The organism is Paenibacillus sp. J31R30 (assembly GCF_059692115.1).
The window spans coordinates 1,244,036-1,269,349 of the sequence record NZ_JCAUAV010000002.1 but is presented as its reverse complement, the minus strand read 5'-3'; the positions used below and the strand labels follow the sequence as shown (position 1 = coordinate 1,269,349).

At 46.6% G+C, this 25,314-nt stretch carries 21 protein-coding genes; 2 read left to right on the top strand and 19 right to left on the bottom strand.

Annotated features, from left to right (window positions below; genetic code table 11):
* Positions 1 to 158: 158 nt before the first annotated feature.
* From AC58QO_RS11265 to AC58QO_RS11195, 15 genes are all read right to left on the bottom strand, one after another.
* A complete protein-coding gene (locus AC58QO_RS11265) occupies positions 159 to 827 on the bottom strand; it encodes a hypothetical protein (RefSeq protein ID WP_497265380.1) in 669 nt (222 codons plus the stop codon).
* 96 nt (positions 828 to 923) lie between these two features.
* A complete protein-coding gene (gene glpX / locus AC58QO_RS11260; RefSeq protein ID WP_497265379.1) occupies positions 924 to 1,889 on the bottom strand; it encodes a class II fructose-bisphosphatase in 966 nt (321 codons plus the stop codon).
* Positions 1,890 to 1,934: 45 nt separating this feature from the next.
* Positions 1,935 to 2,738, bottom strand: coding sequence for a pyruvate, water dikinase regulatory protein (locus tag AC58QO_RS11255; RefSeq protein WP_497265378.1), 804 nt, complete (start codon positions 2,736 to 2,738; stop codon positions 1,935 to 1,937).
* Positions 2,739 to 2,754: 16 nt separating this feature from the next.
* Entirely contained in the window at positions 2,755 to 3,390 is a 636-nt protein-coding gene (locus AC58QO_RS11250) for a helix-turn-helix transcriptional regulator (protein WP_497265502.1), read from the bottom strand.
* Between the two features lie 198 nt (positions 3,391 to 3,588).
* Positions 3,589 to 4,131 carry a chromate transporter gene (locus AC58QO_RS11245; RefSeq protein ID WP_497265377.1) on the bottom strand — a complete coding sequence of 181 codons (543 nt, stop codon included), beginning with the start codon at positions 4,129 to 4,131 and terminating at the stop codon, positions 3,589 to 3,591.
* A gap of 17 nt (positions 4,132 to 4,148) precedes the next feature.
* A complete protein-coding gene (locus AC58QO_RS11240) occupies positions 4,149 to 4,793 on the bottom strand; it encodes a chromate transporter (RefSeq protein ID WP_497265376.1) in 645 nt (214 codons plus the stop codon).
* A gap of 152 nt (positions 4,794 to 4,945) precedes the next feature.
* Positions 4,946 to 5,860, bottom strand: a complete 915-nt coding sequence (locus tag AC58QO_RS11235; RefSeq protein ID WP_497265375.1) for a DMT family transporter — start codon at positions 5,858 to 5,860, stop codon at positions 4,946 to 4,948.
* 192 nt (positions 5,861 to 6,052) lie between these two features.
* On the bottom strand, positions 6,053 to 6,556 hold the full coding sequence (locus AC58QO_RS11230) for a hypothetical protein (protein WP_497265374.1): 504 nt from the start codon (positions 6,554 to 6,556) through the stop codon (positions 6,053 to 6,055).
* A 214-nt stretch (positions 6,557 to 6,770) separates the two neighbouring features.
* On the bottom strand, positions 6,771 to 8,321 hold the full coding sequence (locus AC58QO_RS11225; RefSeq protein WP_497265373.1) for an ABC transporter substrate-binding protein: 1,551 nt from the start codon (positions 8,319 to 8,321) through the stop codon (positions 6,771 to 6,773).
* An 81-nt stretch (positions 8,322 to 8,402) separates the two neighbouring features.
* A complete protein-coding gene (locus AC58QO_RS11220; RefSeq protein ID WP_497265372.1) occupies positions 8,403 to 9,302 on the bottom strand; it encodes a carbohydrate ABC transporter permease in 900 nt (299 codons plus the stop codon).
* 22 nt (positions 9,303 to 9,324) lie between these two features.
* Positions 9,325 to 10,269: an ABC transporter permease gene (locus tag AC58QO_RS11215; RefSeq protein ID WP_497265371.1), complete on the bottom strand. Its 945-nt coding sequence runs from the start codon at positions 10,267 to 10,269 to the stop codon at positions 9,325 to 9,327.
* Between the two features lie 191 nt (positions 10,270 to 10,460).
* Positions 10,461 to 12,797, bottom strand: coding sequence for a helix-turn-helix transcriptional regulator (locus AC58QO_RS11210; RefSeq protein ID WP_497265370.1), 2,337 nt, complete (start codon positions 12,795 to 12,797; stop codon positions 10,461 to 10,463).
* 31 nt (positions 12,798 to 12,828) lie between these two features.
* Complete coding sequence (locus AC58QO_RS11205; protein WP_497265369.1) at positions 12,829 to 14,910, bottom strand: right-handed parallel beta-helix repeat-containing protein; 2,082 nt, start codon at positions 14,908 to 14,910, stop codon at positions 12,829 to 12,831.
* A gap of 84 nt (positions 14,911 to 14,994) precedes the next feature.
* Entirely contained in the window at positions 14,995 to 16,140 is a 1,146-nt protein-coding gene (locus tag AC58QO_RS11200) for a glycerate kinase (protein WP_497265368.1), read from the bottom strand.
* Between the two features lie 39 nt (positions 16,141 to 16,179).
* The gene (locus AC58QO_RS11195; RefSeq protein ID WP_497265367.1) at positions 16,180 to 17,061 is read right to left on the bottom strand and encodes an NAD(P)-dependent oxidoreductase; all 882 of its coding nucleotides are present in this window, start codon (positions 17,059 to 17,061) and stop codon (positions 16,180 to 16,182) included.
* A gap of 250 nt (positions 17,062 to 17,311) precedes the next feature.
* Between AC58QO_RS11195 and AC58QO_RS11190 the strand changes: the two genes are divergently transcribed.
* Positions 17,312 to 18,841 (top strand): MDR family MFS transporter, encoded by a 1,530-nt coding sequence (locus tag AC58QO_RS11190; RefSeq protein ID WP_497265366.1) that lies wholly within the window; start codon positions 17,312 to 17,314, stop codon positions 18,839 to 18,841.
* Between the two features lie 57 nt (positions 18,842 to 18,898).
* Here the strand turns inward: AC58QO_RS11190 and lacZ are convergent, their stop codons facing one another.
* Complete coding sequence (lacZ, locus tag AC58QO_RS11185; protein ID WP_497265365.1) at positions 18,899 to 22,048, bottom strand: beta-galactosidase, LacZ type; 3,150 nt, start codon at positions 22,046 to 22,048, stop codon at positions 18,899 to 18,901.
* A gap of 132 nt (positions 22,049 to 22,180) precedes the next feature.
* Here lacZ and AC58QO_RS11180 point away from each other — a divergent pair, with 132 nt between their 5' ends.
* On the top strand, positions 22,181 to 23,017 hold the full coding sequence (locus AC58QO_RS11180; RefSeq protein WP_497265364.1) for a helix-turn-helix domain-containing protein: 837 nt from the start codon (positions 22,181 to 22,183) through the stop codon (positions 23,015 to 23,017).
* A gap of 39 nt (positions 23,018 to 23,056) precedes the next feature.
* On the opposite strand, the gene AC58QO_RS11175 is transcribed toward AC58QO_RS11180, so the two are convergent.
* The 3 genes from AC58QO_RS11175 to AC58QO_RS11165 form a co-directional block, all read right to left on the bottom strand.
* Entirely contained in the window at positions 23,057 to 23,359 is a 303-nt protein-coding gene (locus AC58QO_RS11175) for a hypothetical protein (RefSeq protein WP_497265363.1), read from the bottom strand.
* 189 nt (positions 23,360 to 23,548) lie between these two features.
* A complete protein-coding gene (locus AC58QO_RS11170) occupies positions 23,549 to 24,421 on the bottom strand; it encodes a sugar phosphate isomerase/epimerase family protein (protein WP_497265362.1) in 873 nt (290 codons plus the stop codon).
* Between the two features lie 31 nt (positions 24,422 to 24,452).
* On the bottom strand, positions 24,453 to 25,313 hold the full coding sequence (locus AC58QO_RS11165; protein WP_497265361.1) for a sugar phosphate isomerase/epimerase family protein: 861 nt from the start codon (positions 25,311 to 25,313) through the stop codon (positions 24,453 to 24,455).
* Between the last annotated feature and the right edge of the window lies 1 nt (position 25,314).

Here is a 25,314-nt window from a genome sequence, read left to right as displayed (position 1 = left end):
GTTTATTACTTGCATGAAACTATATGATATCTAGACAACTTCATTAAATGTAGCATATGAAAACGCTTATTTTTAGTCTAACTTTCGGACAACTATACTCAGAAAATACGACATAAGAAAAAACCAGGAGATTACCTCCCCTGGCCCTTATTTTGCAGTTAGCTTCCGCCTGCCCGTTTTTGGGCATCCTCCAAATAACTCCGATACAGCTGCTCGTTCGGCTGCTCTTTCGTTAAATCCTCGTAATAACGAGCGACCTTTTGAAAATAATAGCCATGCACATCACTGGTCGGCACCAATTGGTAAGGATCCCAGCGATAGGTTTCTACACGATACGCCTGGCCTTGCTCTTGCGTCCACAGGGCTAATTCACAGAGTCCATCGGGGCCGTTTCGGGTTGGCATATCTTCGATTTCCAAATGAGAATACGACGTGCCAGGTGGAATAACGCGCTGGAAACCTGACTGTGTCCATTGAATAATATCCAGCTCTGCCATAGGTTCTTCCGCCCTTTGCCAGCCGATGATGACATCCCAGCCTTCTTTGCGTGACACTGGAGCTGCAGCAAAATCCTTCACTGCCTGCTGCCCTCTGCCTGTGGAGGCGGAGCCAATCGGGAACCAATTGCCGGAATATTCCTTCAAGGAAAATAAATATTGATGATCTAAATATCTATACAAGGCTGTGATTTCTGGAAATCCATCACCATCCACATCCGCATACAAGATCGCCGCGGGACTTCCCTCCTGCTGCAGTTCGACAATCTCGGCCTCCTGCGGTATGCAGCTGCGGACGACGGAAAGAAAATCAATTGAAGACAAGCTCATGGTTATCCCTCTTTTCGCATCTTCTCAACACAAGTATATGCGGAGGGGGACTTGGCACATGTATAGCAATATCATGGATCATTGTTTGTTCAGCGATTATGCGCTCCCGCGCTGCTCCATGTGCAGCTGGTGGACACATTGGATGAACCGCACGGTCTGCGTTTGAGCTCTCATGACGACCGAGTGGGTGTGAGCACGACCGCCCCAGCCATATTTGACACCTTGCAAGAAATCGCCGGAGGTTACCCCCGTTGCCGCGAAGATGATATCGGAATCTCCCACAAGATCACGCATACTTAACACTTTCGATGGATCGGAAATCCCCATTGCTAGACAACGAAGGCGCTCTTCCTCATTCTCAGGCAGCAAACGTCCTTGTAATTCCCCTCCCATGCAACGCAAGGCAGCAGCTGCAAGCACACCTTCAGGTGCACCACCCGAGCCTACATGTAAATCAATGCCTGTTTCTGGGAAGGCTACTGCCATCGCGCCTGCCACATCGCCGTCACTGAGCAAATAAATTTTGACACCTAGCTTGCGCAGGATCATGATGTGCTCCGCATGCCGATTACGATCCAGAATGGAAACGGTAAGCTCTGAGATCTCCTTTTGCAGCAAGCTTGCGGCTTTCTGAATGGTTACCTCGAGCGGATCATCGAGACTCAGCTTGCCAGCCAAACGCGGCCCTACGGCTAACTTCGCCATATACATATCCGGGGCATGAAGGAGATTGCCCTTCTCGGCAATGGCAACAACAGACAGGGCATTATTCCGGCCACTCGCTACAATATCAGTTCCCTCTAACGGATCAACCGCCACATCAAATTCAGGCCCTGCTCCACTGCCTACCTCTTCTCCGATATAGAGCATGGGAGCTTCATCCATTTCTCCTTCACCAATGACAACTGTCCCCCGAAAAGGAACGGAGCTAAAATATTCTCGCATCGCAGAAGTGGCAGCCCCATCCGCATCAATCTTATTTCCTTTTCCTGTCCAGCTCGCCGATGCGATTGCTGCAGCCTCAGTTACCCGTACGATTTCCAACGACAAATCTCTTTCCATGAGCGATCCACCCTCTCCAAATTGGTTTGATTCGATGTTGATGCGTTATGCTCGTTCAGCCAATATCAAGCCTGCTGTTTCCTCAATCGCTTTCTCACTCACATCAATAACCGAACAACCCAACTCGCGATACAATCTCATGGCAAAAGCTAATTCTTCCTCAATGCGCTCTTTCGTTGCATATTTGGCTCCAAAAGGAAGTCCAACAGCTTTCAGCCGTTCCGTCCGAATGCCGATCAGCTTATCGACACTCATCGTGAGTCCGACCAATTTCTTCGGGTCCAGCTCATATAAAATAGCAGGAGGTTTGACCTCTGGTACAAGGGGATAATTCGACACCTTAAATCCTTTATGTGCCAAATAAATACTAAGCGGTGTCTTCGACGTCCTTGACGGCCCCAGCAGCACGATATTCGCCTGTTTCATCGTGCTTGGATCCTTGCCATCATCACTATTGACGGTAAACTCAACGGCTTCTACCCGTTGATAATACTGTTCATCCAGCTGATAGAGCAAGCCGACTTTTCGTTTAGGCGAATCCTTGAACGTGTCGATAAAGGCTTGCATCATAGGACCCATAATATCGATCGCATTCACATTCAATCGGATGGCTTCCTGTCGCATCATTTCTCTTAACTCTGGCAGTACGAGGGTATAAGCAATAAAACCCTTCAGCCGTGATGCTTCTTCTACGATCGCACGCACTTCGTCTTCCGTGCGGATGGAACCGTGTCGTTTGACGACAACCTGACTTGCATTAAACTGCCGAATTGTTGCTTGTACAACCGTATTTGCCGTCTCTCCTACCGAATCCGAACATACGAAAATGGTATGCAGCTTCTCTCCCATGTAAATTCCCCCTGATTTACGTACCCAGCGCTACATCCAGCAGCAATTTGGTCATTGTTGTTTTCGTAATTCGGCCTACGACTTCAAGCCCTTCCTTGCCTTCCATTGCTTTGACGACAGGTAAGCTGTCAACTTCATGATGAATCATCTTCCGAGCTGCTTCTAACACACTATCTTCTGGTTTTACCGTAACAATGTTCGGTTGTCTGGTCATCACGAGCGATACAGGCATTGTCGTTGCCGTTGCATGTCCAAGGGTTACCTTAAGTAAATCCTTTCGCGAGACAACTCCAGCTAGGGCACCTTCCGGACCCAGAATCATCAGACTGCCCACATTTTCGAGAAAAAGGGTTACGACAGCGTCGCTCACGGTTACCGTTTCACGAAGTAAAACAGGAATACCCATCACGTCCTTCACTTTCATGGACTCGACCATCTTGAAAGGAGTTTGTGAGTCAAGTGCGGCTGTTCCAAGAAAATAGCCAACCTTGGGTTTAGCATCGATATGCCTTAACATCACTAGGACAGCTAAGTCTGATCGGATAGTCGGTCGACTAATCCCCAACAGTTCAGCTATACGTTCCCCAGCAATAGGCGCATATTTGGCGACGAGATCAATAATTTCTAACTGGCGGGCTGTTAACTCGATGATGTTTCCCTCCTAAAGCAATGAATCACCGTTATATAGTGTGTTCTATTTGTTATATATTGTACATTATATAACATTTATTCGAAATATAAAGTTGTTTATTGCCTAGAAAAGAAATATTTATCACTTATTTCGTAAAAATAGACAAAAAAACGCCATCTTTACCCAATTGGTAGAATGGCGTTTGTCATGGAAACTCTTTTATAAGAAAAAAACGATCCCCAAAATTCCAGCAGATACGATCACGATCAACGGATGCAGCTTATATTTGACAATCCCTATAAAAGTGCCGCCTGCAATGAGCAGCGTTGCAACCTGTCTCCATGTGATTCCCGTTTGAACGGTTCCGAATGATGATTGGCCAAAATGCAGCGCAGCATAGATGATAAAGCCCGTCACAACAGGCTTTAACCCGTAAAACGAGGATTTGAACCAAGTATGAGAGTGCCAACGGAATAAAAAGGCTGCCACGACGATGATCAAAACCAAAGACGGCAGTACCATGCCTAAGGTTGCCATGATCGCCCCGGGGACACCCGCCGTTTCATAGCCAATTAAGGTGGCACTATTCGTGGCAATGGGTCCGGGGCTTGTGCCTGCCAACGAAATGACATGATGGAATTCGTCCAATGTCAGCCACTGATGCTGCTCGACCTCGAGCTGAATAACGGGAATCATGGCATAGCCGCCGCCAAAGGAGACGAGTCCTATTTTGAGAAAAGTGAGAAATACATGGAGTAGCATCTACAAGCACCTCATCCCTATATCCCATCCGCCATATAAAACTCAGCGGTCTTGGAGTCTGTGCTCGTAGTTCCTGTTGATTCTGTATGAGAAAGGGGATCTTTCATGCCCCATTTTTGCTTAAGATACGTAGCGATGATTCCGACCACAATGCCTAGCACAATCAACACAAATGGAGAGACGGGAACAACGATCATGATAATGACGGTGCCGATCGCTATTAGGAGGGTTAGTCGATCGAAGATCGAGGTTTTGGCCATTTTGTAAGCCGCAGCCGCAATGAGACCTATAATCGCCGCATGAATGCCCTCCATGATCGCTTGCATTCTCGGGTAGTGCTCAAGCCATGCGTACAGCATACTCAATACGAGGACTAGCAGGAAGGTCGGAAGCGTTATCCCAACAACGGCTGCGATAGCACCTGCAATTCCTGCTAAACGGTAGCCAACCAAAGCAGACACATTGACACCAATTCCACCTGGGGCAGCACCTGAAATGGCCAGAAGCTCTGACATTTCGGTGTCTGACATCCATTGCTTCGTCATCACTACCTCACGATGAATGGCCGGCAGCATCGCATAGCCCCCACCGAATGTCAGCGGACTTATGCGCAGAAATGTCCAAAATATGCGGATTAGTTTGTGTATGATGTTCATCTTCATGTTGATCACCTCCTGCACTTAATTCTATTTTGAACTAAAGTGAGGAGAGAATCCAATCAATAATAGTAATTAGATTCTTGAAATATGCTTATAATCCGAGACTTCTGCCCATTTCCATATTAATGAATGTTAAGTTTCGGGCATTGTTTGAGTTATTTTGGAAGAAAGAGGCGAATTTGCTTCTTCATCGCCATATTCGTCATGTACACACCTATCACGATAAAGAAGGCACCTAACAAATGATACAGCTGTAACGACTCTCCAGTAAACGTGGTTGCAAAGATGGCACTAAACAAGGGAATGAAGTTGAGGAAGCCCGCACAACGCTGTGGACCCGCAAGTTCAATCGCTTTATTCCAGCTCAGGAATGCCACGATCGATGCAAAGATGCCTACATACAATAAGCCGCTCACCAAGGCGGGACTCCACGAAATTTGAGGTGCCTTGATCATCCACTCGATGGACGAACTCGGAATGAGTACAACAAGCGCGACAGTTACTTGTACCAGCAAAAAAGGGCTCGCCGGGAAACGACTGGCCAGCTTTTTCATACCTACCGAATATAACGCCCAGCATAAAACAGCGATCAGCATAAATAAATCACCTTTATTGGCAGATAACTGAAGAAGTGCGGACAAGTTCCCTTGGCTGATGATCCAGCACACGCCTAGGATGGATACGCCGATTCCCGGCAGTGCCCACCAAGCGAGTCTCTCCTTCATAACAGCCCAAGTGATAAGAACAACGAAGATGGGCGTCGCCGAATTCATCAGTGATGCGTTGATTGAGCCTGTGTATTGTACGGCGACATACGTAAGTGAGTTAAATCCAGCTACCCCGGTCAGGGAGAGGAAAAGCACCATTTTCCAACTAGCTAGAAATTCATGTTTAAGCCGCCAAGCCGCTTTCCCAAAAAAGGGTAATAAGCACAAGAAGGCAATCCCCCAGCGACCTGCTGCCAATGTGATGGGAGGAATATGTAAGACGAGTGCCTTACCTGCAACAAAGTTCCCTCCCCAAATGCAAGTTGCTAGAATTAATAATAGGTACGGGGAACGTTTCAGCATGGCATGCGTAGCTCCTTTAGGTAAGTATTAGATGGGACTGCACCTACAAACTCGAATAGCCCCTTGGAAAAAGATACAGACTAAGCATGCTTTTAGCAAGTATTAATATTATATCTGAGAGGTATATGCAAATAAGACACGAAATAGAAAAGTCCCCGTTATCCCGGAGACTTCAGGTGAGCTATCAAGATACTACATGTCATCCTCTAGAAATCTAACTTCACAAAAACATCCGAGGGGAATCATTTCGCGTAAATAGCGCAGCATGTCTTCCTTCTCTTTCTCCTCCATTCGCCTAAGCGCATCGAAATCAAAATGTATAATGCTATTGATGACGTCATAATGCTTAAATCGCAAACGTCCGAATACAAATTTCCGGTTGATCGCAGCTAGAATACCATATTGATTCAAATTGGTGCGCAAGGCAGTTTGGGCAATATCAAGGGGGACTTCCTCCTGCAAGGGTACGTTATCTGCTCTAACCGCGCAATATGCTTTTACTTGAAAAACCACATACGGATACAGGTAAGCGTTTGCATACTTCTCCACATTCAGCACATCCTGCTTCGATAGCTGTAAATCTTCCGTCCAGGCATAAATGGTCGCCTTATATTTGTCAGATGTATGAATTCGGATATACCTTAAATGGGGAAAGCGAGTTTTCAGGAGTTGCTCCGATAATAAGCGAGTTCCCACTAGGATCACCTCTTTCAGTCCTACTTTTCTCCAATTAGTATATGCGGGTAAATAAAATCAGCTAATATTTTGCGTCGAAATATCTCATATCATCATTCATTCATCTATATTCCAGAACTTGTCCTGTTATGTTAGGAAGGACAAAGAGGTGGTCATCGTTACAGACGACAGCAAAAAGCCGCCCCACAAGGGACGGCCCCATTCGCTGCGCTTCTTACAAACCTTTCGCTTTCAAGAAAGCTTGCCACTGCTTCGTTGTTTCCGCATCGATTTTGTCTTGACCAGCGGCCTTCAACTTGTCGATGTATTTCTGCAGTTGATCCGCAGGATCTACGGCACCTGTTTCAAGTGCAACTTGGAACTCGTTATCCACGGCGGTCACGTTAGCAACCTCAGATTTGATCGTGTCTCGATTCACATCAAAACCGTAAGAAGCTGGAACCATTGCACTTTGATTCAATTTAATCGTTTTGTCCCACACATCAGGCGTTTGCGCACCTTTCAAGTAAGCATTAAATTGGTTACCGAACACCCAATCCACATTCGGTGCATAGCCGGAATCCTTGATCGGCTCAATATATTTGTCATCCTTCTTCGTGTAGTGCTTGCCTTCCAGACCATTCGAAATCAGGTTATACAACACTTTATCTGTGTTCAGAAGGTTGATAAACATGAGTGCACGTTCTGGGTTTTTGGACGTTTTGGAAATAACCTGCATGGCGCTGGCAACACCAGTAAAGTAGGAGTCCGAAATCGGAACATACACAACAGCGTTACCGCCATTGTTAGCCATTTCATCCACTTCGCCGCCTGGTTTCGTTGTAAACTCCAGACTTACCGCTACTTTCCCTTTTTTCTTGAGATCCGTAATGTTTTTCAATAGGGGAGCATCCTCATTAATGTAGCCTGCTTTCGACCAGTTGTGCATGGTTGTGAAGAAGTCCTTCTTATTTTGAAGTTGTTGAATTTTCGTAATCGACGTGTACGTTTTGTCATCCTTTTTATATGCCACAGCAAGACCATCTGCTGCTACCAAATTCGGATCTGTATAGAGACCCCACGAATTCTGAGCCATGCCGAAAGGAATGACATCCTTCTCATTGTCCTTAATTGTCTTCAGGAAAGGTTCAATATCTTTGTATGTCTTAATGGAATTAACATCCAATTTATACTTATCGACGAATTGTTTTTGGATAACGAGACTTTTCGTCTTCGCAGCGATTTGATAAACCGGGAAGCCGTAGACTTTGCCATCAGTCGCTTTCATATCCGGCCAGAATTTATCCGGGATATTCTTCCGCGCTTCAGCCGCATTTTTGTTAATCATCGCATCGGTTAGCTCCAAGAGCGCACCTTTATCGATGTTCGGTTGATAGCTTAGCAACCAATATTTGGAGCCCCATGCCACATCAAAAGCTTCACCAGAGGCCATGATCGTGTTCAATTTCGGATCGTATTCATCGAATGAAAGTGGCTTTAAGTCCACCGTCGCATTAATTTTACTCTTCACATACTTATTCACTTCTTCATTTACGAGTGCCTGATCTTTCCCTGGCGGATTACTTGGATAATAAAATGTCAACTTGACTTCCGGCAGCGTGCTTGGTGCAGGTGTTGCGGGAGTCGCGCTTGTCGTGGTTGTTGGTGTAGTTGCCGTCGGTGATGTCGTTTCACTTGCCGTGTCGGTCTTACATCCAGCTAACACGGTCATACTCAGAATCATAATGGCTACACTGCTCAGGTACATTTTTTTTGCTTTTTTCAACCTTCACACCTCCATATTTATAACCCCTACTATTATCAGATCCACCAATCAAACCTTACAAACGCGCCCCCTCACCCCCTCTCAGCTTTTTAATGAGCCTACTGTAATACCTTTCACGAAGTACTTTTGAAAAAAAGGAAACATGATCATCATCGGGCCGCCCGCAACTAAAGCCATTGCCATCCGAACCGACAATGTCGGAAAGTTAGCAAATTGCAGCTTGCTTGCTGCTTCGGCTAAAGGCGAATTCGCTAGAAATTCAATCTGCGACAGAATGCGAACCAGTAGCAATTGAATCGGGACATATTTGTTATCATCAATGAACAACAAGGCGTTAAACCAATCATTCCAATAGGCAAATGAAATGAAAAGTCCAAGTGTCGCTAACGCCGGTGTAGAGAGCGGCAGGATAATGCGATAGAAAATGCGAAGCTCGCTGGAGCCGTCAATTTTGGCGGATTCAATAATCTCCATCGATATTTTATCCAGAAAGCTTTTCATAATAATGACATTGAAGGGATTCATAAGCAGCGGAATGATGAGTGCAAGAATGGAATTTTTGAGATGGAGGTATTGCGTCATCAAGATATAAAACGGAATTGTTCCCCCATTGAATAACAACGTAAAGAAGATATAAAACGTAAGCGGACGATGATAGCGAAAGTCACGTCGTGACATCGGATAAGCCGTCAAAGTGGTTAATAACAGGGATAACACAGTCCCCGCAATGGTAATGGCAATCGTAACCCCATATGATTTCAGCCAAATGTCTGGTGATTTGAAGACAATCCGGTACGCTTCCAAGCTGAGCTCTTTCGGAATAAAGCGGTAACCGAAATGAATCAAGCTGTTCTCCGAAGTCAGCGACACCGCAATAACGAGCACAAAGGGGATGATCATCAGCAGGCAGATCAGTGTGAAAAACACATGAATATACCAAATCGATGCTGGTTTCACTGGTTTTGCTACTGCAGCTTCCATAAGACTCCTAGGCTCCTCCCCATTAAAATAAAGCGTTATCTTTATCGATTCGTCGTACCGCTGCATTCGCTGACACAATCGTAATTAACCCCACGATAGATTGCAGAAAGCCTACCGCTGCCCCAGAGTTAATGTCCCCAAGCTTGGCCAAAGCGCGATACACATACGTATCAATAACATCCGTTGTCGCCATATTGGCTCCCACATTGTTCGGCACAAAGTAATGGAGTCCAAAATCGCCACGGAATATATTGCCTAAGCCTAATATAAACACAATGATGATCAACGGCTTCATAAGTGGCAGCGTGATTCGCCAAATCATCTGGACACGCGAAGCACCATCTAGCTTAGCCGCTTCATAATAATCGGTATTGATGCCGACGATCCCTGCATAGTAGATCAATGTCGAGAAGCCAACACCTTTCCACACAGCAACCACAGGCAGAATGAACAGCCATGGCGTTGTTTCCAAGTACCATTTGTGTGGCGAAAGCCCGATGGTCTGTAAGAAGCTATTGAGATAACCACTTTTAGTCTCCAAGAAAGCATACGTAATGTAACCAACCAGGACTAGCGAAATAAAATAAGGAAGAAATAACGTGGTTTGATACACCTTCACCATTCGTCCGCTTACCTCATATAGCAAAATAGATAGGACTAGCGCTGCAAGCGTGCCGAGGAGGATATACGTCATGTTGTATAACAAGGTATTTCGGATAATTCGATAGGCATCTTGCGACTTAAAAATAAATTCGAAATTTTTGAAGCCGACCCATTTGCTCCCTAGAATCCCTTGATCATATCTGAAATACTTGAAGGCTAAGATAAGTCCGATCATGGGCAAATACTTAATGACCAGTTCAAACAAAATGCCTGGGGTCGCAAGCAACAACAGCTCACGATTCTTTCGCAGGTGTTTGAATTCCTGTAAGAGCCTTCGTTTTTTGATTGGCTGTGATTTCCTCATTGTGCTCCTCCTCCATATTCGTATCTTGCCACAGAATGAAGCGTTTACATAGCGTACGATTTCCGAAATCATGTACAACGGATGTGTACAATATTCGAATTACTCTCTTTTAACCGTTAAAATGCGAAAAAACCGCCCTCCATGCACCAATTGGTGGAAGAAGTGGCGGCTAGAATGACACATTTCCTCAGTTATGAAATAGATTTCTTCATGCGATATTCCTTCGGTGTACTGCCGAATTTGGCTTTGAACAACCGGAAAAAGTAACTCGGATTCGCATATCCACACTTTTCCATAATATCTAAGACCGCATGATCTCCATTCTCGAGAAGACGCTGGGCGTGCTGCAAACGAACTTCATTGATATACTCCGTGAGCGTAATTTGGTAGCTATCCTTGAACAATTTTCCCAAATACGCGGATGACAGCTTGACTGTCGCAGCGATCGTTTGCTGACTCAGGTTGATATCCGCATACTTCTGATGAATGAGTTCTTTGACCGTTTCCAGGATCATGTCATTCCGTTCCACATTGGACGGCTTTTGACCTTCACAAATTTGTGCACATAAGGCCAGCAGGGATAGGTACATTTCCTCTAATGTTTCTTTTTCCTGCGGAATGTGATGGATATAATCGACGTTGAAGCTCATCTTCGTTACCCTATTTTCCATAATCTCAACAACGGTATACTTTATCACCCAAGCTAAATTCGTTACGGCGCGATGGATATCATGATAATGAAATGTGGCAAAAAGGGAGAATGCTTTCTCCAGCTCGATCCCCGCTTCTGTCATTAAGCCCTTCTTCAAGCTTTCCGATAATTTCCTCTCAATCGTTTCTGGAATGGAAACTCGCTTATTCGCGTTATTTTCTTTCACCATCTCGCTCGTAATGATAGACTTGTAGCCAAAAATAACTGTATACAAGCTGATCTGCAACGCTTGCGCATAACCCGTTGACAGCTGCGTCAGCTGCGAAATCGGATCACTGAGCCCACAAGAAAGACTTAAACCGTAATAGGTTTCGATGGTATCCTGAATATCTTGTAGGATAGGAAGAACGGCTTCCTTCTTCGGATTTGCCTCCTTGTCGATGAGGGATACAATGAGTATGACATGATCCCCCCAGACCTCCACAGCTTCACAAGGATACATCTTAGACATCATTTCCTGCGCAATATTCGTGATCGCAAAGCTATGCATTTTCTTCAAAGAAAGGGCTATGTTACTTTCGTACGACTTGAAATGGTCCAAACGCAGGACACAGATTACAATTTCGGAGGGGTAAGCGATGCCCAGTCGATGCTTTTCAATTAGACTAATCATGTCGTGATGCGAGAACATCTGGCCATCTGTCATAAATTTACGTATGTAATATTTATTGACGATGTGTTCGGAGCTGATTTCCTGCAGGGCATCGGACAATTTCAAATAATTCTCACTCATGGCATGAAGTTCATCACCTTCGGTTCGCCTAGCGTGTTCATCGCGGGGATGCTGAAACCGAATCCGCCCAAGCATATCTTCAATCGGGTGATACAATTTATAGGACAGCCAGACCGATATGCCAATGGCGATCAAAAGTAATACACCAGAAACAAGAAGTGATTTCACACGTGTCTGTGTAACTTCAGCCATCAATTGGTCATACGACTGAACATAGAGAATCGTCCAATTCGGGATCGGATCTGCCATGTAGGTAATCATGCTTTTTTTACCCTCAACATCCCCAATGACGAATCCAGATGGTTCGTTCGTTGTTTGCTTATGATTCACAATGTAGTTGTGGATGGTGGCTTGCGTCGATTGACTTGCAAATTCATCAATCGTCCGAGAGGAGTATAATCGCCCCTCCTGATCAGCCATCAGGATATCACCTTGGGATCGGCTGCCGGTATCATTCATTTTCTTCAAGCTGTCGAATACCCAATCGGACTTAATATACAGAACAATAGCCGATTCGCTGCGTGTGAAGGGCTTCAAGGAGTCGGTAACGACGAAAGCGAACGCATCGATTTGGCCATCCTCGTGATCAAGGCTCACTGGAATGAGCCGCGAGGTTTCGCGCTGCCCAGAGGGATCGAGCAGCCAATCTGCAATTTTCTTTTTCGTAACGCCGCCGTCTAATAAGAAATTACTGGTGGTTCCGTAAATCTCATTTTGAGAATGATTATAGACGACCATGGAATGTAGAAACGATGAGCTTTCCAGAATACTGGACATTCGTTGGTAGCTGCGGATTAAGTCCATCTTGGGTAAGGTTTCATCATACATTAACGGAATGAGTAAATTATCCTTAAAAACAAAATACGATAAGTGCGTAATGATTTCATTCATATAGGAGAAGTTGTATTGCATTTGGGTAAGAATCTTGAGATTCGAATCCTCTTGAATCCTTTTCACCGATTTCTCCAACAGATACGTATTGGCAAAAGAAGAAGCTAATAGGACAATAACCATCGATAACATGATCGAGCTCAGTACGCGCTGCAAATATTTCTTGGATTTATAGAAGCCGAATCCTTTCAAAAGCACCAAGCCCCCTCTCCATATTACGTGCTTACTGTGGCCCTATTTGGTTCGCATCGATGTCCACCCAACCTAGTTCATACGCAGGTGAATTCGGTTGCAGCTGAATCTGCCCTTTGGGCAAAAGTATGCATTGCGGGTCCGCGATGCGCGAATGTGCATCAAACTTTCCTCCCAGTAAGGAGCGCCACAACTGCCAGTCATACACATGCCGACCTAGCAAATCAGCACCAGACGATGGGAGAGGGAGTTTACCAGCAACCTGACAGACACCCTCAGCCTGATCCTGCCAATAGAGATTACGATCGGCCTCGGCAAATTTATCATCACGCCAATTGACGAAATAGTAGAGGTAGCCGGAATTGTAAATGACGTTCCCCAGCACCCTGACATCCTTATTATCCTCGCCAGCCATTTCTTGAGTCCCAATAGCAGCGATTGCATGTGGATTTGCAACGAGTAGATTCCCTTGAATGAGATTGCCAATGCCTTTGGAGAAAATGAGCATCCAAAGCTTTCCTTCTCCAGTACTATACAGCTGAGTCAGCACATTCTGGGTAACCGTGAAGTAGTCCGAAGCATCATCCAAATAAATACCGAAGCCAAAAGAAAAATGTATGCCACTATTGTGTAAGCGGTTACCATGAATCGTATTCCGTGTACCCACTCCCCACGATTCAATCATTCCGCCGTCTTGACTGTCGATCATCACGTTCGAAATATCATTATAAGCCATGTAATTATGACGCGTATGCAGGAAGTCCCAATGATTCTCCCAAGTCACCTTTATTCCATATATGGCTTCGGGCATGACCTTGTGACGTAAGCCTTTCAGCGAGATGCCATACCGCGGCATATGTGAAATCAGATTATGAGCGATCTCGTTATGCCCGCTTTGATAGAGCAGAATCCCGCAGCCATGTCCGATAAGCTCACCACCATACCGAATGGTGTTGTTCGTAATCTTATGCTCTTTATTCGTGTAGGAGGCTGCCGCTGAGGTAAATGAGCCTTGGAGCGGTGAATAGCCGGAAGCACATATCCCCATATATCCCATATGCTCAATGTGATTACCGTTAATTTGGATGTTCCGCGTATGCTGATCCAAGAAGATGCCGCAGCTGCCTGCATTTGTGATTTGGCAATGTGAGATTTCAATATCTGCCGCGTACTGCATGTAGACTAATCCTTCGCGATGCTCATCCCGCTCCACATTACTTAAGCCTTCATCTTCCTGAATCATCTGATACTCCGACCAAAAGTCTGTACATGAGAAGTGCAATCCATGTATATGAAGATGCTGAATAGGCTCATCCTGATCGTTGCCTCTCATTTCAATTAGCCTTGTGACCGTTGGTACGATAATCTCTTGTTGTAACGGCGACCCATTATGCGGTTTATAGTAGAGCCAACCTTCCTTTTCATCCAAGTGAAATTGGCCTGGTGCTTGGAGAAAATCCAGTGAGCCCTGGATATAATAGCGCGAGCCCTCGCCTATTTCCCAGATCGAGGGATGCTGGAATTGCACAAATCTTGCCGCAGCATCATGAGATTTCACGGCTCGCAGCTCTGAGAACCAGTTCCACTCCCCTTTCCCAGGCCAAACAAATACCTGCGCCTCAGAAAGGTCGCTTCCAGCCGGAATATCTCCTTCGTGGTAGTAGATGCCATCACGGTAGGCGGCTTCTGGTGTACCAGCCACCTGATAATATCCGCTTGCCGGAAGCCGCGCTTTGGCAATGCGCTCCCCATCCGCGTACATCGTGTGGAAGTTACTTCCAGTTCCTACCCATGCGCGCCATATGTCTGAGCGATTCGGCTCCCAGTTCGTAACAACCCAGCCGCCGATTATGTTTACCAGTTCTCCGGGCATATTGCGATACGTAATACGGAAGCCATCTCTGCCTGAATCTCGTTCATCTAATTTCCATGTATCTCCTAAATAATAGATGCCTCCGTACACAAACACGATGACATCGTGAGTCATCCCGTTCTGGATGATGTTCCGAACTGTCATCTGTGCTTTCGTTATCGTGAGGAAAGGTGCATCTATACGCCCATCGTGATCATCATTCCCAGTTGTCGCTACATAGAATTGGTTTACCAATGTCATGAGCCTACTCCTTTATACATCATGATAACCTTATTTATGACTATTGACTTGGTTGTATACCACTTTCATAAGCATAAACTACCACTATTGCTCCATCTTTCTTCCTGCCAAAAAAGTACGTATAACCTGCTCTGCTTTCTGCGTGAGAAGCTCAGGTGTTCGCTTCATTGCCTCCTGCAGTGACATCGGACCGTTCACAATACTGTGAATACTCGTCACCCCGTAATCATAAAGCTTCTCAATGCCCTGTCCCACTGAGCCTGACAGAACGATGACGGGAATGCCTAGTTGCTGCGCTGCCTGCGCAATCCCCATTGGCGCTTTGCCCGAAGCCGTCTGCGCATCCGTCTGCCCCTCACCTGTGAATACGAGATTCGTATTCCGTAGATGCTCATCAAGCCTCGTCAACTCGATCACAACATCGATACCGCGTTTTGTGCTAGATGGGAAGAACGCTTGAAACGCACCGCCCAGCCCACCGGCCGCACCAGCCCCGGGCATGTGATGTACCGCTGTACCGGTATGCGCCTCCATGATATCTGCCCAATGCGCAAGCGCGCTATCTAGCACTTCAACCATCTCTGGTGTCGCACCTTTCTGCGGCCCGAAGACATGCGATGCCCCTTGCGGACCAATGAATGGATTCGTGACATCTGAAGCAATGATAAATTGCGATTCACCAATCCGCTCATCCCACTTTGAAGCATCGATACGGGCTATCTGGGAAAGGGCTTGTCCTCCGACGCCAACTTCCCGTCCTTCCGCATCCAACAGCTGCAGGCCCAAGGCTTGAAGCATGCCGCATCCCCCATCGTTCGACGCACTTCCACCAAGCGCAAGCAGGAAGGAACGATATCCATGATCAAGCGCATGCTTTATTAGCTGCCCAGTGCCATATGTAGTCGTCACCATGGGGTTCCGCTGATCCGCTGGAACAAGGATTAAACCGGAAGCCGTCGCCATTTCAATTACACAGGTGGCGCCGTCTCCCAGAACACCATAAGATCCAATGACTTCATCCTGCAGCGGGCCTTGCACAGGAACGGAGATTTTAACGCCTTGTGTGGCCTGCAGAAGGCTATCGACCGTTCCTTCTCCCCCATCTGCCATTGGAAGGAGGACGGTTACTGCATCTGGCACAGCACGCAGAATCCCGTCTCTAATCGCCATGGCTGCCTCTTCTGAGCTTAGGCTGCCTTTAAAGGAATCCGGTGCAATGACGATTCTCATGTGCTTCCTCCCGCTCCTATTTGCTTTTACAACACAAATTTACTTATTAATTAATTTATACAACGCTTGGGTGCCACTTTCCTCTTCGCCCATGGCAGCTAATTGCTCATAAAGTGATTTGGCAAGGGCCAATCCAGGAAGCTCTACCTTCATCTCTTCTGCCGACTGCAAGGCAATCTTCATATCTTTAATGAAATGCTTCACATAGAAGCCTGGCGCGAAATTGTCAGCGATCATTCTTGGTCCCAAATTACTTAACGACCAGCTTCCCGCGGCACCAGTTTCAATGCTTTGCAGCACGGTTGTAGGGTTGAGCCCAGCTTTCTTCGCATACACAAGCGCTTCAACTACACCCATCATATTGCTTGCAATCGCAATTTGATTGCACATCTTCGTGTGCTGACCCGCGCCAGCTGCGCCTTGATGGACGATGTTCGTGCCGATTTTTTGGAAAATAGGCAGCATTTGCTCGAACACTTCACGCGAGCCACCGACCATAATGGACAGTCGAGCTTCTCTCGCCCCGATATCTCCACCTGAAACCGGTGCATCCAATACATATAGCTGACGAGTCAACCCTTCTTCATAAATCCGCTTCGCCAAAGATGGACTCGATGTGGTTAAATCGATCAGGTAGCTGCCTGGCTGAGCCATGGCCACAATCCCATTTTCGCCAAAATAAATAGCCTCAACATCACTCGGAAAACCAACCATGGTCATAATAACCTGACATTGCTGCGCTAAAGCCCCAGGCGTGTCCTGCCACTTTGCACCCTTATCCAATAGCTCCTGTGCTTTGGCCTTCGTACGTGTATAAACATGAACCTCATAGCCTGCTGTTATAAAGTGGCCTGCCATGCTTTTACCCATAACGCCAGTTCCGATGAGTCCTATAATTGGTTTGGCTGTATGTTCTGTCATATGAATGTCCACCTTTCTCCCGATCCCTAGTTGTCAATTAACTCCTTTTAAACTTATCACCCTCGCTCATTCTGGTCAAACGTTGATATACTGCAATTTCCATGGATAACTTAAACTTGGCAGACACAACCTTTCATCATAAGGAAGAAAATACATCCCTAGGCTGATATCAAGCTGAAATCGCAGCGTACATATTTAATATAAAAATGAAATCAATCCAGGTATCGAGAAAGTGAGGAAAAGCAACGTTATGTCGACACCAAACAAGAATAAGGGACTGGGCATCGTCCTTGCTGGGCTTCTATTAGGCATCCTAATGGCAGCCATGGATAACACCATTGTGGCAACGGCAATGGGCACCATTGTTGGGGAACTAGGCGGATTGGATAAATTCGTATGGGTAACCTCCGCTTATATGGTCGCTGAAATGGCTGGGATGCCGATCTTCGGTAAATTATCCGATATGTATGGCCGCAAAAAGTTCTTCGTGTTTGGCCTCCTGTTATTCATGCTGGGATCCATTCTTTGCGGTACAGCAGAGTCCATTATCGAGTTAAGTATTTATCGAGCGATTCAAGGCATCGGCGGCGGTGCACTCGTTCCTATTGCCTTCACGATCATGTTCGACGCTGTCCCGTTGGAATCCCGAGGCAAGCTGGGTGGGTTGTTCGGTGCGGTATTCGGCATGTCGAGTATTTTCGGCCCGCTTCTCGGCGCTTATATTACCGATTATATTAGTTGGAAATGGGTATTTTACATCAACCTTCCCCTCGGCTTGCTCGCTTTCATCTTCATTGCCTTCTTCTATAAAGAGTCCGTTGAGCACTCCAAGCAGCGCATTGATTGGTTGGGAGCCATTACACTTGTCTGTGCCATCGTGTCCCTCATGTTTGCACTTGAATTAGGCGGCAAACAATATGCTTGGGATTCCGCGTTCATCCTAGGTCTATTTGCACTCTTCTCAGTATTGACGATCTCGTTCTTATTTATTGAACGCAAGGCGGCCGAGCCGATTATTTCGTTCGCGATGTTTAAGAACCGTCTATACGCAACAAGTAATGCTGTTGCTATCTTTAGCGGGGCTGCTTTCATTACAGCATCCGTGTATATCCCTATTTTTATCCAAGGTGTATTAGGCGGTACCGCAACGAACTCCGGCTTAGTGCTGCTGCCGATGATGCTAGGTTCTGTTGTAACTGCAACGGGCGGCGGGTTCCTGATGACCAAATTCAGCTTCCGTGCCATTATGATTCCGACAATCGCACTGCTTCTGGTTGGCACGCTGCTGTTAACGACACTTTCAGGGGATTCACCGCGGTGGCTTGTCACGCTCTATATGATTGTGATCGGACTTGGGATCGGCGCTTCTTTCTCCGTCCTTAGTAACGCTGCCATCTACTTATTCGATGCACGGCAGCGAGGCTCAGCTACATCGACCTTGAACTTCCTTCGTTCCTTAGGCATGACGCTCGGCATTACGGTCTTCGGCATTATCCAAAGCCATGCGTTCACGAGAAAAATGACCGAAGCCTTCACCAGTGGCGGGCAATCGCCAGTCGACATGCCAGCCGGCGACTCGCATACCTTGCTGGATCCTGCCAAAAGGTTGGAAATCCCCTCCCCTGTGCTGGACAAAATCACGAGTGCTTTATCCTCATCTATTGTACTCACTTTCGCTTGGACAGTGGTCCCGGCGGCATTAGCGCTCGTCTTCGCTTTCGCGATGAGCAAAGAGCAGCTCGACCCTACGAAGGAATTCGAAGGTGCGACTGGGCATTAACACAAAAAAAGGAGCAGTCCCCAGAGTGTTTTCCCTCTAGAGACTGCTCTTTACTTCTTAAATACCTTTGAACGTGAACGCATACGCATAGGTACGGTTCGCGAATAGTGTGAACTCAGGGTGTGTTCTTGCACCCCAGCTGTCGTCACCGCCAACACCCATCTGCTTGTAGTTCACACGCAAGACTACTTTGTCACTGACAGGCAGCTTATACGTGTGATCGTGCGCTTCCAGCTCGGATGGCGAGTAAGGCAGCGCATTAAGCTCGACAGTTGGCAAGCCAGTTATGCGAAGCCCACGACCTTCTGTATTCGTTAAGGTAGCCCAACGAACATCGGTCTTATTGCCACATTCCTGCGGACGTAAGTACGGAACGAATTGCTCTTCGACGGTCCCGCTATGCAGCGCGAGCTTGGCGCCAACATTACGATCCCAGTGGTTTTCGTGCGGCCCGCGGCCATACCAGGTCAAGTTCTCGCAGGCAGCATCCAATTCGAACATGACGCCGACTTCAGGGATTTCTGGCAATTTGTCGCCTGGCGTTAATTGCATGCTAACTTCGACTTCGCCGCAAGTGGACACGGTGTACACGAGCTGCACTTCGGAAGCAGGCTGTGTCGCTAGCTCAAACCGTACACGAATCTCTGCGCGTCCAGCATCCAGCGGTTTCGCGTTCAAGGAAAGGAGTTTACGTCCACTTCCAGCTTCCTGCCACGGCGCACAACGAATGTGGTGCTGGTTCCCGCGGTCATTATCCGTATAAGCACGCCAGAAATTAGGTACTGGCCCTGCTTGGAATAGTTCCACTCCTTCGTACAAATAGGAGGTAATATCGCCAGTCATTGCGTTAACGCGCAGTGCAAAACGCTCCCCTTGAAGCGTGATGCTATCTGCCAAGTTCAATACTTTCACAGCTGCCTCCGTGGAAAGAGTTGCGGCTGATTCTTGTTCCGCTGTCCAATTGCGTGAACTCGCTGCTTGATTCACCACTGGAAGGATGAATTGCTCCCAAGCGATTTCATGCCCTTTAGCTCCCCATAGCGTATCAGCCTTCAAGACCAAGCTTAACGTCAACACAAACTCGTCGTTCGGGAAATTACTTTCTACGCTATCCAATGCAAGCTCAATCACCTTTGTTTCACCAGGTGCAACTCCAAAGGAATCACTAACCACGCGACTAGCCGCCGCGACACCATTACGAGCAATCGTCCATTTCCAATCAAATTCATTCAGATTCGTGAACAAAAATTGGTTGGACACTTTGATTTGACCTTTCGCCGCATCCACCGCTTCGAACTTCACATTCTGGTAGCACTTCTTCACTTCGTGCAGCTTTGGTGAAACGGAGCGATCCGCGAAGATCAAGCCATTGCCGCAGAAGTTGCCATCATTTGGCGTATCCCCAAAATCACCGCCATAGGCTTGATACGTGATACCATCTGGCGTCGTTGTGCGAATAGATTGATCGATCCAATCCCAAATAAATCCACCTTGAAGTACCGGGTATTTATCAAACAGTTCCCAGTATTTAAATAGATTTCCGCAAGAATTCCCCATCGCATGGCTGTATTCACAAAGAATAAATGGTTTTTTCGGCTGGTTTTTAGCGTATTCTTCGACTTTCTCAATTTTGGAATACATTTGGCTTTCCATATCCGATGCTCTTTCTGACTCACGCCACCAGAACACACCTTCATAGTGAACAACCCGGGAAGGATCAGCTTCACGCAGGAAATCATGCATTTTCAAGAAATTATCTCCACCAAAGGACTCATTACCTAGCGACCAGATGACAATTGACGGATGATTCTTGTCTCTCTGCAGCATGGAGTTCGCACGGTCCAGCACAGCCCCCGTCCACTCAGGTCGGCTTCCTGGTACCGTTTCACCTAATTCAAATTGCGGGTAGCTCCAAGAACCATGCGTTTCTAGATTCGTTTCGTCTATGACATACAGACCATATTGATCACAAAGCTCATACCACCGCGGATTATTCGGGTAATGCGAAGTACGAACAGCATTGATGTTATATTGTTTCATAAGCAAAATATCAGCAAGCATACTTTCCTCTTCAACGGAGCGTCCACGATCACGATCAAATTCATGGCGATTCACACCTTTGAAAACAATGACTTCGCCGTTGATTTTCATCAAGCCGTCTTCAATTTCAAACTTCCGGAAGCCTACTTTGCAGCTCTCTGTTTCTATAAGTGTCCCTTCTTCATTCCATAAACGAAGGACGAGCGTATACAAGTACGGACTTTCCGCACTCCATTTGGCCGGACGATCCATGTGAGCAGAGAATTCCACCGCTTGCTTAGCAGTGCCACTCGTTTGAATGCCAACACGCAGCGGCTCTTCCCATAATGCTTGCTGCTCACTATCGTATAACATCGCTTCCACGTGATGCACACCTTGACTCTTCAGATCATAATTCGTGATCGTTGCCTGAATGTTCAGCTCCGCATCCTCACAAGCGCTATCTAAATTCGTGTTTACTTTAAAATCAGCGATATGCGCCGTTGGTGTCGTGTATACGTACACATCGCGGAAAATCCCGCTCAAGCGCCAGAAATCCTGATCTTCTAACCAGCTTGCGTCGCTCCAACGATACACTTCCACCGCGAGCTTATTCTCGCCTTCAATCAAATAAGGCGTAATATCAAAATCCGCTGGTGTAAACGAATCCTGGCTGAATCCAACCAAATCTCCGTTCACCCACACATAAAAAGCAGATTCCACACCTTGAAAACTGATGTAGACTGGCTGTCCGTCCCAACCCTTTGGGATCGAGAAGCTGCGCACATAAGAGCCAACTGGGTTATACTTCACCGGGGCAAATGGAGGCTTGAGATCCTCATGACCTACCCACGGATAAATAATATTCGTGTACTGCGGGAAGTCGAAACCTTGCAGCTGCCAGTGCGATGGCACGGCGATATCTGCCCAAGTGTTTGTGTCAAAATCAGTTTTGTAGAAATCCTGAGGACGGCCCTCTGCATTCTCCGCAAAATGAAATTTCCATGTGCCATTTAAGTTTTGATAATATTGCGAAGCTTCCCGAACCCCTGCCAGAGCTTCCGCTTCTGTATGATAGGGCATTAAAGTGGCATGAGCCTCTAACCGATTCAATTGATATATTTGCGGATTATTATTCCATTCCGGGTAACCGTTTTCAGGTGCAGTGTATACAAATTTGTTCGCCATGAATGTTTTTCCTCACTTTGGGTTATAGGATGTTGAATCAACCTGCTTCCCTTATTGTACAAGACAACTATTTCTTTTAAAATATAAGAAACGACGCCTGACATATTAAAAAATGAAAGAGTTGGTCATTCCTTGGCAATTGATTATAGAAAGTTTTTCGTCATCACCGAAACCGACCGCAAGCTCCCTCTTATCCTCGAAACGATTGGATATGAGCGTGAGCAGCAATTTTATATACGTGAAGAAGGCTATCCTTGCTTTCATTGGCTGCAAACGATCTCCGGCAGTGGCGAAATCATTCTGGACAGCGGCCCTATTCGGCTTGGCGAACGGCAAGGCATGCTCCTCGCTGGTGGGGTTCCTCATGCGTATCAAGTACCGGAAACTCCGTGGTCCACTTGGTATTTAACATTTGATGGCGCGTTAGCAGCGTCGATCGTACATGCCTTGGAAATTCCACTCTCAACGCAGATTAGTTGGGGGCCTGATACCCCTCTCGCAACTATTCATGAGTATTACTATCATAAATATCGTGATAGTCACGACTTCACCGGTACCAACGGTTCATTGGAAATCTACCAATTCCTGACGCTGCTGAAAAAACACGGCATCATCAACAAAAGCGCCTCCTTCTCGCAAAGTCACGAGCGGCTGCTGCCGCTGCTGCTCGAGCTAGAGCAGAACTTCGCCGCTGCCCACGTTGGACTCAGCTGGATGGCCACGCAGCTAGGTGTCTCTCCGCAGCATGTAAACACCTTATTTCGTCGCGCTTTTGGACTCTCTCCCTATCAATACCTGCTCCAGCTTCGCCTGCAGAAGTCCAAAGAAATGCTGATCGCTCAGCCAGAGCTGACCGTCAAGCAAGTCGCAGAGACAACGGGCTTCCTTGATGCCTCGCATTTCATTTCTACGTTTCGTAAAGCCGTAGGTCAGACACCGGATGTTTTCCGTCATCCATATATCAACTAAGCACAAAAAAACCGCCGCGGCGGTTTTTAAAACATAAGCTTATGAAATTTTATGATTAGGTATGAATTCGCTATGCAATTCAAGCAGCTTTTGGACGAAAATCTCAAAGTCTCGTGAATTCGACGAAAATTTGAAATCGGTTACACCCGTGTTGAAATCAATAACTTGTAAAGCAACGCGGTTTAATGGATACTCGGGAATCGGCTCAGAGGCAAGGGAAATATTTTTGAAAGGGTAAATGGATGTTTCACCATAGAAACGAAGCACTGTTAAATGATCATCTCTTAACTCCAACGAAATCTGCTGTTCCGAATCCGTGAAACTCTTCAGTGTACTCATCATAAATCAATCCTCCTCTTGTCCTCTATTTTACTCTCATATTGGAAGATTAAGAAGCCCATTTTGTAACTATTTGTTGCTGTATTCCTTTCTCCATCGGCTATCATTCAGACCATACAGCATATGCTGCAGGCAGCGGTTGGTATAGACATGGGAAGCAAAAAAACCTCGCCAATGGCGAGGTTCCACGAACTATTTAAACTTTCGAATAAAAGCAATCGCACTTGCGATATCTTTCTCTGGTTGATCCCCGACTTCACGCTCGATCGTTAGATATCCTTTGTATCCAATCTCCTGCAGCGCCTGGAAGTAACGACCGAAATCCACATGGCCTTCGCCTAATGCTAACTCGCGGTACGTATCCCCGGATGTTGCAGCCTCAGCAATATTCTCGTGCGTCATTGGCTTATAGCCAAGTGAACCGTACACTTCACGCGGATCCGCTTGACGAAGTCGAATGCCGTCCTTCACATGGGTGTGAACGATGTAATCTTTCAGGGTGTATACACCTTGAACAGGATCATCCCCCGTTACCATGACCATATTCGCTGGGTCAAAGTTAACAGAGACACCTTTGGTAGAGAGGTTATCTAAGAAGCTTTTCAAATGTGCCGACGTCTCCGGCCCTGTTTCCACCGCGAAATAAGCGCCTAAGCTGCTCGCATACACCCCAAGCTCCTCACAAGCTTGCAGCATTGTTTGATAGATTGGATCGTTCCGATCCTCGGGTACAACACCGATATGCGTTGTTACAACGTTCGAACCTAGTTCCACAGCAAGATCAAGAATGCGCTTTGACTTCTCAATTTTAGCTGCATTCACGGTCTGATCTTGAAAACCATGTCCGCCTAAGTCACCGCAAAGGGCTGAGATTTGAAGATCCAATGACGCGATGTAGTCACGCAATTCCTTACGTGCCCCAGGCGTTAGATTAGCCGGATCCATCTCACCGGATACGGCATAAATTTGAACGCCGTCTGCTCCAAGTTCTTTGGACTTCTTTAAGCCATCCCGTAGTCCAAGACGCAAGCTATCTACCATAATACCAATTGGATTAATCAACATGTCTTCATACACTCCTTATCGCGAGCTAGCGCTAGTTTATTTCATCCCACAGTCTACGGATATTCTGCAAACCGATCAACGTGCCCTTCTTACACTCTTCCATGCCTTCGAATTCCAAGGAAATGTAACCGTCGTAGCCTGAGCTTTTGACCACACGCAGAATTTCACGCATATTCAAATCCCCTTGTCCGACAATCGCTCCACGCAAATAGGTACCATAAGATGACTTGAACCAGCCTTCTCCTGGATTCTGATTGGATGGGCGAATGTAGAAGTCCTTCACATGGACAATAGAGGCATATGGAAGATTATTCGTCACGGCTGCTACAGAATCCTCGTCAACGCACACAAAATTCCCTACATCCAATGTTGTCCGGAAATTCTCACGATCAACCGCATGAATCAGGGCTTGAACACGTTCACTATGCTGCACGAAGAATCCGTGGTTCTCAACGCTTGTCACAATCCCATATTGGTTCGCATAGTCAGCAATTTGACGGCATGCCTCAGCTAAACGATTCAAGTTGGCATTGAAATTTCGAATCGAGAGATCCTCACTACGTGCTACATCGTGCCGCATCTTCGTAACGCCCAATCTGGCAGCAAGATCGACCTCGCCCTTCACACGCTCAATTTCCTGCAAATACTGTTCCTCAGTCTCTGTTAAGAAATTGGCACCGATGGCGTAATTGGAAATAGCAATACCTCGGGCCTGAGCTTTCTCGCGAATCGCATCCGCAAGCGCAAAGTTACCCGGTAAATCATACCCCAATGGCACGATCTCGACATGTTCACCTCCCTGATCCGCAATCCAATCGATGACATCCATAATCGACATTTCGCCAGACTTTAACGCCTGGTACAAGCTATATGTGCTAACCCCTAGCTTCATG